General features: G+C 58.2%; 13 protein-coding genes. 9 read left to right on the top strand and 4 right to left on the bottom strand.

From position 1 onward, the window contains the following. The first annotated feature begins 107 nt into the window (after positions 1 to 107). The 7 genes from ABYO54_RS06970 to ABYO54_RS06940 all read left to right on the top strand — a co-directional run bounded on the left by ABYO54_RS06970 (position 108) and on the right by ABYO54_RS06940 (position 5,238). Positions 108 to 563 carry a hypothetical protein gene (locus ABYO54_RS06970; protein WP_372807525.1) on the top strand — a complete coding sequence of 152 codons (456 nt, stop codon included), beginning with the start codon at positions 108 to 110 and terminating at the stop codon, positions 561 to 563. Between the two features lie 71 nt (positions 564 to 634). Beyond that, positions 635 to 1,153 carry a hypothetical protein gene (locus tag ABYO54_RS06965; protein WP_372807524.1) on the top strand — a complete coding sequence of 173 codons (519 nt, stop codon included), beginning with the start codon at positions 635 to 637 and terminating at the stop codon, positions 1,151 to 1,153. 5 nt (positions 1,154 to 1,158) lie between these two features. Next, positions 1,159 to 1,332, top strand: a complete 174-nt coding sequence (locus ABYO54_RS06960; protein WP_372807523.1) for a hypothetical protein — start codon at positions 1,159 to 1,161, stop codon at positions 1,330 to 1,332. Between the two features lie 71 nt (positions 1,333 to 1,403). Continuing rightward, positions 1,404 to 2,273, top strand: coding sequence for a thioredoxin family protein (locus ABYO54_RS06955; RefSeq protein WP_372807522.1), 870 nt, complete (start codon positions 1,404 to 1,406; stop codon positions 2,271 to 2,273). 60 nt (positions 2,274 to 2,333) lie between these two features. Further along, on the top strand, positions 2,334 to 3,188 hold the full coding sequence (locus tag ABYO54_RS06950) for a lysophospholipase (protein ID WP_372807521.1): 855 nt from the start codon (positions 2,334 to 2,336) through the stop codon (positions 3,186 to 3,188). Next, on the top strand, positions 3,185 to 3,778 hold the full coding sequence (locus ABYO54_RS06945; RefSeq protein WP_372807520.1) for a hypothetical protein: 594 nt from the start codon (positions 3,185 to 3,187) through the stop codon (positions 3,776 to 3,778). Before ABYO54_RS06950 ends, ABYO54_RS06945 begins: the two co-directional genes overlap by 4 nt. A gap of 1,085 nt (positions 3,779 to 4,863) precedes the next feature. After that, positions 4,864 to 5,238, top strand: coding sequence for a hypothetical protein (locus ABYO54_RS06940; protein ID WP_372807519.1), 375 nt, complete (start codon positions 4,864 to 4,866; stop codon positions 5,236 to 5,238). A 401-nt stretch (positions 5,239 to 5,639) separates the two neighbouring features. Here ABYO54_RS06940 and ABYO54_RS06935 read toward each other — a convergent pair whose 3' ends face one another. The 4 genes from ABYO54_RS06935 to ABYO54_RS06920 all read right to left on the bottom strand — a co-directional run bounded on the left by ABYO54_RS06935 (position 5,640) and on the right by ABYO54_RS06920 (position 10,557). Then, positions 5,640 to 7,592 carry an ABC transporter permease gene (locus tag ABYO54_RS06935; protein ID WP_372807518.1) on the bottom strand — a complete coding sequence of 651 codons (1,953 nt, stop codon included), beginning with the start codon at positions 7,590 to 7,592 and terminating at the stop codon, positions 5,640 to 5,642. Further along, positions 7,592 to 8,794, bottom strand: coding sequence for an efflux RND transporter periplasmic adaptor subunit (locus tag ABYO54_RS06930; protein ID WP_372807517.1), 1,203 nt, complete (start codon positions 8,792 to 8,794; stop codon positions 7,592 to 7,594). Before ABYO54_RS06930 ends, ABYO54_RS06935 begins: the two co-directional genes overlap by 1 nt. Position 8,795: 1 nt before the next feature. Beyond that, positions 8,796 to 10,067 (bottom strand): TolC family protein, encoded by a 1,272-nt coding sequence (locus ABYO54_RS06925; RefSeq protein WP_372807516.1) that lies wholly within the window; start codon positions 10,065 to 10,067, stop codon positions 8,796 to 8,798. Between the two features lie 94 nt (positions 10,068 to 10,161). Next, complete coding sequence (locus ABYO54_RS06920) at positions 10,162 to 10,557, bottom strand: trypsin-like serine protease (RefSeq protein ID WP_372807515.1); 396 nt, start codon at positions 10,555 to 10,557, stop codon at positions 10,162 to 10,164. Positions 10,558 to 10,717: 160 nt separating this feature from the next. Between ABYO54_RS06920 and cmoA the strand changes: the two genes are divergently transcribed. Both cmoA and cmoB read left to right on the top strand, forming a co-directional pair. Further along, entirely contained in the window at positions 10,718 to 11,443 is a 726-nt protein-coding gene (cmoA, locus tag ABYO54_RS06915) for a carboxy-S-adenosyl-L-methionine synthase CmoA (RefSeq protein ID WP_372807514.1), read from the top strand. A 99-nt stretch (positions 11,444 to 11,542) separates the two neighbouring features. After that, a partial coding sequence (gene cmoB, locus ABYO54_RS06910; protein ID WP_372807513.1) for a tRNA 5-methoxyuridine(34)/uridine 5-oxyacetic acid(34) synthase CmoB occupies positions 11,543 to 12,426 on the top strand: 884 nt, incomplete at its 3' end.

Genomic DNA, 12,426 nt, shown 5'->3' with positions numbered 1-12,426 from the left:
GGCGGGTTGTTCCATTCGCGCCCGTGCACTAAGGTTGAGCTCGACGAAAGGCACAGGAACAGCATTCGAAGGAACGGAACAAAGCGAACGCAGACAGGAGGCATGCAATGAGTCAGGAACGAGTGATGGACATCATCGACCAAGCGCGGGACTTCCACGCCCAGCTGAGCGAATACTTCGCCGCGCGAAGTGCGGGCAGCGACAAGGCGTGGGCGAAGATCCTGCTGAACTATCTCGGCGAGGCCGAAAAGCGCCACGAAGAGGCGCTGGAAGACTATGAAAAACATGTTTCGCACGATGTGACCGACACCTGGTTGCAGTTCCCGCCCGACATCAAGGTCGAGCACTATCTCACCCCCGCCGAGATCACGGCCGACATGGATGCGGAAGATGTACTGCGCGAAGTGCTGCGGCTCGACCAGCGCCTTTCGGAACTCTACCGCGAGGTGGTCAAACGCGCCCATTCGAAGCGGATCAAGGAGGTCTTCACCAACCTGCTCGAAACCAATGAAAAAGAGATGCGCAACCTGTCGCGCGATTTCGGCCATATGCAGGATTGGTAGCCGCGTCGGCAGGCAACACGCTCTAACGGTATCCGACCATCTATAAAACGAGAACAACAGGAGACAATGGAATGAATAAAACGATGTTCATGGCGCTGGCCGCAACGGCCATGTTGCTGGCGGGATGCGAATACGAGGCGCCGTTGGTAAAGGATCATACGATCCCGGTCGATGCGGAACTCCTTGGGGTCTGGGTGCCGGTCTCCGCAACGGGCGTCGCGGCGGCGACCGACGAAAACCTGATGGTGCTGCGGTATTCGGACACCGAATACATGATCCACCACCCCGCCAACGACGAAGGCATCTACTACCGCGGTTATCCGATCAAAATCGGAAGCGTGGCCTGCGTGCAGCTCGAAGCGATCGGAACGGCCGAGGGCCCGGTGGGCAAAGACGAAAAAGAGCGGTATCACGTCGCGTCCTACACCATCGCCAACGGGAGTCTCGAAGTCCGCACGCTCAACGCCAAGGTGGTTTCCGACGAGTTCAAGACGACGGAGGAACTCCACCAGGCGTTCCTGAAGAACATCGGCAACAAGGAGCTGTTCAACCCTGAGCCCTCACGCTTTCGGCGGGCGAAACCGGAGTAAGGGAAATGAAACCGGCCCTGCAAATCGGAGCAACGGGATTGGTGCTGGCCATCCTTCTCGCGGCGGCATGCAGCACGGTGCCCTATGCGGGAACAACGGACGCGCAGACGGAAGACGGCGAATCGGCGATACCCGCAAAGGAAAAACCGGCAGGAAACAATGGCCAAGAAACGTCGTGAAACGCTAGCTTAGGATATCTGCCGGCTTGGAACGCTTCGGCAATCGTTATTAACCACACAGGAGATATTGCATGAAAACCGTAAGATTGATCGCTGGAGCGGCACTGTTGCTGTCGGGAGCTATGACCGGAACCTACGGGGAGGCCGTCGAATCCGACATCGACGGCGCAACGCCGGGCAAATGGACGATGGATTTCGACGCCGCCAAGAAAGTGGCCGCGGAAAAGGATTTACCGATCCTGCTGGATTTTTCCGGCACGGACTGGTGCAGCTGGTGCAAGATCATGGAGGAAAACGTCTTCTCAAAACCGGAATGGGCGGCCTATGCGAAGGATAACCTCATGATGGTCCTCATCGATTTCCCGACCGACAAAAGCCTGGTTCCCGAAAAATACACCCAGCGTAACGCGGCGCTCAAAGAAGCGTTCGACATACGCGGCTTCCCGACCTTCATCGTACTCGAAAGCGACGGACAAACCGAACTGGGACGCCTGCGGTCTGGCCGCAACAAAACGCCCGAAAGCTTCCAGGACGAAATGGCAACCCTGTTCCGCTTCCGTGCGGCCGAGATGGAGAAGTATTGCAAAACCCTCAGCCCGGAAAAACAGGCCGCCTTCCGCAAGCTCGCCGGCGACCTCACCGCGAAAAAAGACGAGCTGGAAGCAGGGAAAAAGGCCGTGATCGAAGCGAACGAGAACGTCGAAACCCTGACCGAAGAGGTTGCGGGGCTGAAAGAGGATATGCTGATGTTCCGCGTCGGCAACCTCAGCGATGCAGAACAGAAAAAGTTCAAGGAGCTCAAAAGCCAGCTGGAAACGGCCACGACCGAAATCAAAAACTGGCTGGACACAAAACCTGAGCGCAACGATGAAACCGTGGCAAAATACAACGCGATGCAGGCCGAAATTTCAGAACTCGAAAAGCAACTGTCGAAATTTTAACCCGCGGATCTCGACCCCGTCGACGGCCCCGGGAACCTTCAGGGCGCCATTGAAGCACCGGTGAGCGGAAGTTTCGAAATCACGGCCGTCGACGGTCTTGCATTGCGGGGCCGCGAATGGCCCGCCGCTCCGGCGAACGCGGTCGTCGGCCTCGTGCACGGACTGGGCGAGCATTGCGCCCGCTACGACCACGTCGCCGCAGCCTTCAACGCCCGGGGTTATGCCGTCGTCGCGCTCGACCTGCGCGGCCACGGTTGCTCGGGCGGCCCGCGCGGCCATGCCCGCAACTTCGATCTACTCATGGCGGATGTATCGGGCCTGCTGGAAAAAGCCGGGGAGCTTTATCCGGAGCGTCCGCGCATCCTTTACGGACATAGCCTGGGTGGTTCCATCGCAATCCGCTACGCCCTGCAACGGCGGTCCAAACTGGACGCACTCATTGCCACCTCCCCGTTGCTGCGGTTGGCCCGCAACCCGCCCGGATGGAAGTCCGGCTTGCTGAAACTGCTTAACGCGCTGGGCATCCAAGGCGGAATCCCCAGCGGGCTCGACGACAAGGCGCTCGCGCGCGACATCAACGTGGTCCGCACCTACCGCAACGATCCGCTGACGCACGACCGCATCTCCCCGGCCATGGCCGTGGGCATGATCCGCGCCGGCGAATGGAACATCGAACATGCCGCCCAATTGGCCTGCCCCCTCCTGCTGATGCATGGGGATGCCGATCGCATCACCTCCCCGGAAGCATCGAAGATCTTCGCCGGACGCGCGGGTGCAAACTGCACGCTCAACCTCTGGAAAGGCGGATTCCACGAGCTACACAATGAGCCGGAAAAGCGCGAGGTCCTGGGCTATATGCTGGACTGGCTGGAGAATTGCCTACAGAATCCGCACTCAACTGGAGAATCAACATGAAACATTGGATTTGCCGCATTTCAGCCATGCTTGTCGTCGCGGCCCTTTCGGGCTGTGCCAGCTCCTTCAACACAGGATGGCTTGACCCCGTCGAGGAATACCCGGCCGTCGCGATGAAGAAGACCGTCTATGTCGATCTCGCCTACAGCGGAAAGCTCAACGACACCGCTTGGCCCCGGAACGACATACAAAACCAAGCCTTCCTCAAACAGCGCTGCCTTGAACACCTGACCGAAAGCGGCCTGTTTTCCTTCGCTTCCGGCGATCTCGACACGACCGACCTGCGCCTCTACGTCGCCATCATCAACGACAAGCAAACCGACCTGAAAAAACAGACCCTCTGCGCGCTTACGCTCTTTCTCGTCCCCTACACCGCCACCGACAGCTTCCGTCTGATGGCGGTCCTCAAGGACGCCCGCACCGGGGAGGAAACCAAGCTGACGCTCAAAGACGGCGTCAAGCACCGCCAATCGCTCTTCCTGGCCCCGCTCGCTCCCTTCAACTCGTCCGACGATGCCCTCGAAGCCTGCACCGACCGCCTGTTGCAAAACCTCTGCCTGGAAATCCACCGCAGCGGCTTCGTGAACTAGTGCTTCGTATTTCTTAATCGGTCGCACCGGGCAACCGTTCGCGCAAACAAGGACTCAATTCAACACCCGCTTCGCTAAAGATCGCAAAGACAGCAAAGCCGATTTTTCGCGAATAGTTGCGCCCTTCTGTTAACTAATTACAAAGGAGCTGCATCCCCTGTATGTGATGAAGCTTTTCCTGAGATCCATCCGAATCGTTAGGCTGTTTAATGCAATAGAAGAGCCGCGCGAAAGGTTCTTGGAACCGCTCCCGGGCAGCCCCGGCGGCCGATCGTCCTGCCCCGTCGCCAGACCGTAGTTCTGGACGGTGTTTCTTGGCGTAGCAATCAAAAACATAGTCCTGTCATACCATGATCCTGTCTTTCATCATAGCAATCGGTCCTCCGGCTTAAAATCGACAGCAAGCGCATAGCAGCGGATATAGGCAGAATCATTTAATACTCCGACCCACAGAAAAATATTTCTGCCGTTCATTTTTCGGCCTCCACTTCTCTATACGTTTCGGCGAGTGGTTTAAATCCGGTGCGGGCGGTTTTATGGGTAAAAAATTGGTGGCAGAAATATCGGTGCGGACGGGGGCAGGAAGGTCTTTGTTTCTTGGCGCCTTTGCGGTCAAAAAACATTTCTGCCTCCACTTCTCTATGTGTTTCGGCACATCCTGCCCGCCCTTGAAGGGGCGATACATTTCGCATCTTGTGTTGTCCCTTCAGGACAAGAGGGTATTTTTATCGCCCCCGTCCTTGGGCGATGCCCAAGGCTAAGTTGTATTGCGCTTTCAGCGCAATGGAAGCGCCCTTCCCGGAAAATTCGCCGATCTACCGTCGCCAATCCTCCGCCCATCCGGTCCGCATCCTTTTCTCCGAGGACGAGCTCGCGCAAGTCCTCGGAAGAAATATAAACAAAAGCATGGCACCGGGGGCTCGCGCTCCATACTATGCCCATAGATCAGTCGGTGCGCCGCGAGAGGCCCAGTCCAACAAAAAGATGGGACTTTGCGGTGCCTGCTTCGACAGAGAGGATGTTGGGGTGAAGCAGGATGGATAAACCCCTTATCGTTGGGCACACAAAATATTAAGCAATAGATTATGCCAAGAGTTGGTCGTTTTTTAATTTATGGTTTACTTGATCCGAGAGACAATTCTTTGCGGTACATCGGGAAGACACACAAGCGAAGAGAATGGCGACTAGCAGAACATATCGAACATGCAGAAGAAAATGACCAAAGACCAGTTTATAAATGGATTAGAGAATTATTAGATCACAACCTTAAACCCATCGTTTTTGTGTGGGAAAAAATCCCAGCAGATCAAGATTGGAGACAAGCAGAAAAAGATGCCATTTCTTTTTGGTCTGCATCTGAAAATATTGAATTCCCATATACCCACCCTCCACAAACTCCTAAAAGTGAAACAATAGTTATCAATCGAGTTAAATTAGAAAATGCAACTGAGGGTGGATAAAAAAAACTTGCCCAACAATAAAGGGATAGTCGAGTAGGAGGGACGACGTTGCCAGTCGTTTCGCTCCTTGCTACGGCGTCGCGCGGCCTCCGCGTTGCGGTCTGCGGCTATCCAGAGGCATGAGGCCGACACGACGAAAGGCGCTCTTTTGAGCGCTTTTTAGCGGATGCCGTGCGCGCCTTGGTAAGGCCAGCCTGCGTAGCCCACGTGTAGGCTCCGGTCCCCGACCGGGCACGCGGACGCATCGCGGGGCACTCCCCGTTCTACCGAGCGCCATGTGGGGCACATGGCCTACAGGCCGCCTCTTATTCTAGATTTGGGAATGTGCCTGATGAACGCGGAGGTCCTATGGGGTCGGAGTACCCGCGATTAGGGCACCTGTCCGGTGCCCGTAATCGGAACTACTCGTATCGCAAGGCATCGATCGGGTTGAGAAGCGCCGCCTTGCGGGCGGGCCAGATGCCGAACAGGATGCCAATCAGCGCGGAGAAGCCGAAGGCCATGTAGATGGATTCGTGCGTAAAGAGCACGGTCATATCGGCAAACCGCTGCGCGGCATAGCCGACGCCCGCTCCCAGCGCGATGCCGAGGCAACCGCCGAAGAAGCTGATGATCAGCGCTTCGATGAGGAACTGCGACATGATATCGCTGCCGCGCGCGCCCAGCGCTTTGCGCAGGCCGATCTCGCGGGTACGTTCCGTAACCGAAACCAGCATGATGTTCATGATGCCGATGCCGCCGACCACCAGCGCAATCGATGCAATGCTCGAAAGCAGCAGCGACATCACGTTGCTGGTCTCGGACACCGCATCCTGGATCTCGGCCAAGTTGCGGATTTCGAACGTCCCGGAGGCCGTGCGGTGCCGCATTTCCAGCAAGGTAAGAATATCGGTCTGGGCGCGTTCCATCTGGTGGGGTTTGTCGATTTGGATCTCGATGCGGTCGACATAGTCCTTGCCGAACAGGCGCCGCATGGCGGTCGAACTCGGCACAAAGGCCGTATCGTCATAATCGCGGAAACCCGCACTGCCTTTTTCCGGAAGCACGCCAATCACCGTAAAGCTCCGGCGGTTGATTTTCACCTGCTGGCCGACCGGATTCGCGCCGTCGAACAGTTCGCGCACCGGGGTAACGCCGAGGACACAGACCATCGCGCGGGAGTTGACCTCCTCATCGGTAAAGAAACGACCGAGCTGCGGCTGGTACGAGCGCATGCTTTCGTAGTCCGGATCGACGCCGGAAATCCGGCAACTCCAGTTCAGGTTCCCGGCCTTGAGCTGGGCGTTGCCGTCCACCGTCGAACTGACTTTGACGACATTGTCCACTTCGGTGCGAATCGCTTCGGCATCCGCCAGCGAGAGGCGCGAAACCGACCCTTGGGCCTGCCGGACCCCGCCGCGCGAACGCCGCTGCGGCATGAGCATCAACAGGTTTGAACCGAGCTGGCTCATCTGCTCCTCAACGGCCGCCTTCGCGCCGTTGCCGACCGCAACCGTCGCAATCACCGCCGCCACGCCGATCATGATGCCGAGCGCCGAGAGCGCGGTGCGCACCTTGTTCGCGTTCAGCGAGCGGATCGACTGCTTCACCAGGGTCAACCCTTCGAAGAGCGACTGCAGGCCGAAACCGGAACCACGCACGTCCGGCTCCTCGACCACCCCCATCTTCGGGACCGCCGGCGCCGTCGGATTCGGCGCATCGGAAACGATTTTGCCGTCTTTGATTTCGATGATGCGCTGGGCGTGGTTGGCCACATTGGCGTCGTGCGTCACCAGGATAATGGTCAGTCCGCGCGCATGCAGTTCGCTCATCACCTGCATGATTTCCTTCGCGCTTTTCGAATCGAGGTTGCCGGTGGGTTCGTCGGCAAAGATGATTTGCGGGTTGTTCACCAGCGCGCGGGCAATCGCCACGCGTTGCTGCTGGCCGCCGGAGAGCTCGTTGGTATGGTGGCTCTTGCGGTCCTGCAGCCCGACGAGGTCGAGCATTTTATCGGGCACATCGCTTTTCTTGCCATTTCTCGCGTAGATCAGCGGGAGGCCGACGTTTTCGAGCGCACTGGTTCGTTTGAGCAGGTTGAACTGCTGGAAAACGAACCCCATGATGCGGTTTCGGAATTCCGCCAGTTGGTTTTCGGAAAATTTCGTGACGTCGGTGTTGTTGATCTCGAAGACCCCGGCGTCGGGGACATCGAGCAGGCCCAGGATATGCATGAGCGTGGATTTGCCGGAACCGGATGCGCCGACAATGGCGACATATTCACCCTGTTCGACGGTAAGGGAGACCCCGTCCAGCGCGCGGACTTCCACCTCGCCCATCTGGTAGGTCTTGCGGATATTTTCGACCCTGATCATTACCGGCGACCTCCGCCGCCCATGGTCGGGGAGAACAGACTGTTGCCGCTGGACTTTTTCGCGCCGAGGCTGATGCGCGGAATCAAGACTTCATCGCCCTCTTCGAGCCCTTCGACGACCTCCGTGTACGATCCGTCGGTTACGCCCACCTTGATGCTTTTCTTTTCGGGGTTTTCCGGATCGGTCGAAGCAACCAGCACATAGTACTCGATCGAAGAGCCGCCGGAACGGCGCGCATCGGACGACCCGCCGGGCTGTCCGCCCGGCCCACCGTTCTGTCCACCGCCCGGACGGCCTCCCCCCTGTCCGCCCCGGGAAGCAAGGCGCTCCTGGATTTCGGCATCGGATAGGCCGCGTTCCTTCATCCGCTCGATCATGTAGGCCTTGCGTTCGTCTTCCGACATGGCCGACATGTCCGGACGCTCTCCGCCGCCTTTCGTGCCGCCGCTTTTCTGCTGCACGGCAGAGGCCGGCAACGTAAGGATGCCCTTTTTCTCTTCTACGATAAATTCGATGTTGGCGGTCATGCCGCTTCGGGCAAAACGCGGCAGGCGGTTCGGACGGACATCGACTTCATACATGGTTACACTGCTGACGGTGGTCGCATCGTAGGCGATCTTTTCCACCGTGCATTCGAACTCGCGGTCGGGATAGGCTTCCAGCGCCACGTTGACCGCTTGTCCGCTTTCGATCTGGCCGATATCCGTTTCGTCGAGGTTGGCCACGACAATCAGGTCGTCGGCAATCACGACGACGGCATCGCTCGAGCCGATCGACTGTCCCGGCTCGAAGTTGCGGGCAATGATGGTTCCATCCAACGGGGAGATGAGCGGCGAAGGTTTATACAGGTTGGCCCAATATTCATATTCGTCCTTGCTGGTTGCCAAGGCGGCATCGAGCAGCGTCGCGCGTTCGGTGGAACTGATCCATCCGAGAATCTGGCCTTTGGTGACCTTGTTGCCTTCGTCGACCAGCAGCTCTTCCAGACGGCCCGCGATCGGCGGCTTCACGTCCAACCGGTTGCGCGGCTCCACTTCGCCCGTCGACTCGACGATGATGCGGATATCCCGCGCTTCCACCTTCACGGCATCGTACGTGCGCTTGGTCGATTCCTCATCTTGGGATTTCGATTTCTTATACCAGATTCCGGCACCGACCCCGATAACCGCCAAAACAACAATCCATTTAATCGCTTTCTTCATTTTATTCACCCTTCTCCGTCGCCCAAACACTCATACCCAATGCATTCTTCCAATTCGCCTGCCGCGTTTCTGAGGTCCGGCGTGCCTGCAAATAGCTTTTTCCTTGGTTAATGACGGTGTTTTCGATGGTGTCCCAATCTTCGTAGTCCAACAGGCCTTGTTTGTATTTTGCGGTGGAAATTTCCGCACGCAGTTGTTCGGCATCCAACAGCTCTTTCTGGACGGTTTCGCTTTCGACGGCGTTCACATAGTTGTTCCAGCTTTGCGTCAGCGAGGCCATGAGCGAGTTGCCCTCGTCCATCAAATCCATCTCGTTTTGGATCAACCCTTCCTTGGCGGCGGCGATGTCGCTTTGCAGCTGGTTACCCGTGTAGAGCGGAACACTGGTGCTGAGTCCAGCGCTCCAAGATCCCCTGTATGTGTCGTAGTCGCCGCTGCTCAGCCCGGTCGATGCACTGAACGAAAGCGAAGGGAAGCGGGCGCTACGCGTCACTTTCAGGCCGAGTTTCGCGGCTTCGACCTGCGTGGCGGCGATCAAATAGCTCGGGGTCTGCTCCATCAGCGGTTTCAAATCCCCGACTTCGCCCGGGGCCGCCGCCTGCAAATCGCCTTTCGCGCCGGGCGGCGGCTCCATCGTGCCGATGGCGGCGGCCAGGTTGCGCAGGGCATAGGCCAGCGAACGCTCCGCCTCCCGCACCTCGTAGCGGGCATCGGAGAGCTGCGCCTTGCTGCGCGCCAGCGATCCGGCGTTTTCGCGCCCGCCATCGAAGCGTAGTTGGATCAGGCGCACGTTGTCGGCGCGGCGCTTGGCAATCTTTTCGGTCAGCGCGACCAGATCCTGCGCGTAGAGTACGTCGATATAAGCCACCCGCAATTGCAATTCGACATCGGAGAGCGACTTGCGATATTGCTGGATCCCGATCTCCAACTGGGCCAGGGCCCGTTTGCGCTTGGCCACGTTGCCGCCACCGCTAAACAGGTCTTGGCTGAGCGACAGGCTTCCACTCGAACTCTTCTTTTCATCCCAGTCGCCGGTGCTATCCTCGCTCTCGCCATAGCTCATCGACGCCTTCGCACTGATTTGCGGCAGGAAACTGGACGTGGCCGAAGCCACTCCGTATTCCAACTCGCGAACCGCGGCACGCGCCGAAACGAGGGCGGGGTTATAGGCCTTGGTTTGCGCAAGGCACTGCTCCCAGGTCAGGAGCGCATTCGTTTGCGCAAGTGAAACCCCCGCCGTTGCGAGGACCGTTATCAGCAATCTCTTTTTCATCGAATCTCCGGGCAAATCAGTAGAACCATCAAATGCGGAGATTATTGCAAAGAAAAATTTCAAATGCCCATTTTAATTTTCGGAAAATATGAGGTCAGTCCAATTCGACCCGGATCCGGTAGAAGCAATTGCTCGCCGTAGCCGCAACCGACACAACGGTTTGCGTACTGGCCGGATGGATCCAGCCGCCGGACTCGTTCCACGCCCCGGCGGTGGGATGGAATACGACCTCCTGCTGATAGTAGGTCTCCCCGTTGACGGTGAGATTGCTTTTCACGTGGCTCGTTACGTCGTCGGCCACGTGGGCGGCCGTCAGTATCCAGTAATGATCCACCGCCACGGCCGTGGCATCGCGATAACTGTAAACGAACGACCAATCGAACCCCGCCCCGAAGGTTGTATTGCTCGGCGCTTCTTCCGCCACCGCATAATCGGAAACCGCGATGGCCCGCGCCTTCGCGCCCACGCCGCAAAGTACCCCTGCAATCATCCAACACAAAACCGGTCTACGCATTCCCGTCTCCAAGTCCAAAAAACCTTTCACGTTGCCCCCTCGCGATCGGAGGCAACCCAACTGAACCCACGTTCTCTAGCAAGATTGCATCCAAGTGCTGGCGATTTTCTCCGGGGATGTGCTAGGTTCCGCGCCTATGAACAAAGACCACATCTATAACGAGTCGATGTCCTCGATCGCCGACTTCCGTTTCGACGCGCGGGTGGCGGACGTTTTCACCGACATGATCGAGCGCTCGGTGCCGGGCTACCGATCGATCATCACCATGATTGAAACCCTGACCGAGCACTATGCCCAACCCGGCAGCAACCTCTACGACCTCGGCTGCTCGCTCGGAGCGGCAACCCTCTCGATGGCGCGCGGCCTCAAGGCCGACCACTGCGCGATCGTTGCGGTCGACAACTCGGCGGCGATGGTCGCGCGCTGCCGCAAGGCGCTGGCGCGCGCCCACACTTGCGCAAGTGTGCGTGTCGTTGAAGGCGATATACTTACGACGGATATCGTCGACGCATCGGTGGTTGTGCTCAACTTCACGCTCCAGTTCGTCCCGCCGGAGGAACGCGCGGGGCTACTGAAGCGGATCTGCGACGGCATGCGCCCGGGCGGGGTGCTGATCCTTTCGGAAAAGGTGGTTTTCGAGGACGCCCATCTGGACCGCCTGCTCTACGACATCCACCACGACTTCAAACGGGCGAACGGCTATACCGACCTCGAAATCAGCCAGAAACGCTCCGCGCTTGAAAACGTATTGGTTCCCGAAAGCATTCCAACCCACCGTACGCGCCTGCTCGAAGCGGGCTTTACGTCGGTCGATGTCTGGTTCCAGTGCTTCAACTTCATGTCCATGCTCGCCGTTAAATAAACCCAGCGCCAAGAAACGAAGGTCGCAGAGGTTCGCAACGTTTTCCGCTGCGAATCTTCGTGCACTTTGCGCCTTTGCGTTTAAATTCCCCGTCTTCAAATGAAAATCGACTACACCCCATTTTATGAACGATTGATCGGATCGGACCTCGCGGCCTGGATCGGGTTGCTGCCGGAACGGATGGCCAATGGGTTGCGCTACGAGCGGCACGGCAAGTTGCCGGATTGGGAAGCGGTGCTCGAACAGCTCCCAACGCCGGAGTGCCACGCCGTTGAACTCAAATCGGAGATTCGCGTCGAGGGCGAAACGTGCCCGGGACTGGCAGAAGCCCTGCAACGGCTCCATCCGTGGCGCAAAGGGCCGTACAACATCCACGGCGTGCATATCGACACCGAATGGCGCTCCGACTGGAAGTGGGACCGCGTGCGCCCGCACCTCCAACCGCTGGAGGGCCGAACGATCCTCGATGTCGGGTGCGGCAACGGCTACCACTGCTGGCGCATGGTCGGCGAAGGGGCGGAACTGGTGATCGGCGTCGATCCCTCCCCCCTCTTCATCTGCCAGTTTTTCGCCATGAAAAATTTCATTCACAATCCGCGCGCCTGGGTGCTGCCGCTGGGCATCGAAGACGTGCCGGAAACGCCCGGCGCATTCGACACCGTCTTTTCCATGGGCGTCCTGTATCACCGCAAATCGCCCATCGAACACATCGAACAGCTCAAATCGTTCCTGAAACCCGGCGGCGAACTGGTGATCGAAACATTGGTGGCCGATGGTCCGGAGGGCTACTCGCTGATCCCGCACGGCCGCTACGCCAAAATGCGCAACGTCTGGTTCATCCCATCGATCCCGACGCTTGAACGCTGGCTCAAGCGTTGCGGCCTGCGCGACATCCGCACGGTGGACATCAACACGACCTCCATCGAAGAGCAGCGCTCCACCGACTGGATGACCTTCGAATCCCTACCGGACTATCTTGATCC

This window comes from Pontiella sp., assembly GCF_041622395.1.
Taxonomy (GTDB): domain Bacteria; phylum Verrucomicrobiota; class Kiritimatiellia; order Kiritimatiellales; family Pontiellaceae; genus Pontiella.
The sequence above is the reverse complement of the archived record's forward strand: the minus strand, read 5'-3'. Positions and strand labels throughout refer to the sequence as shown.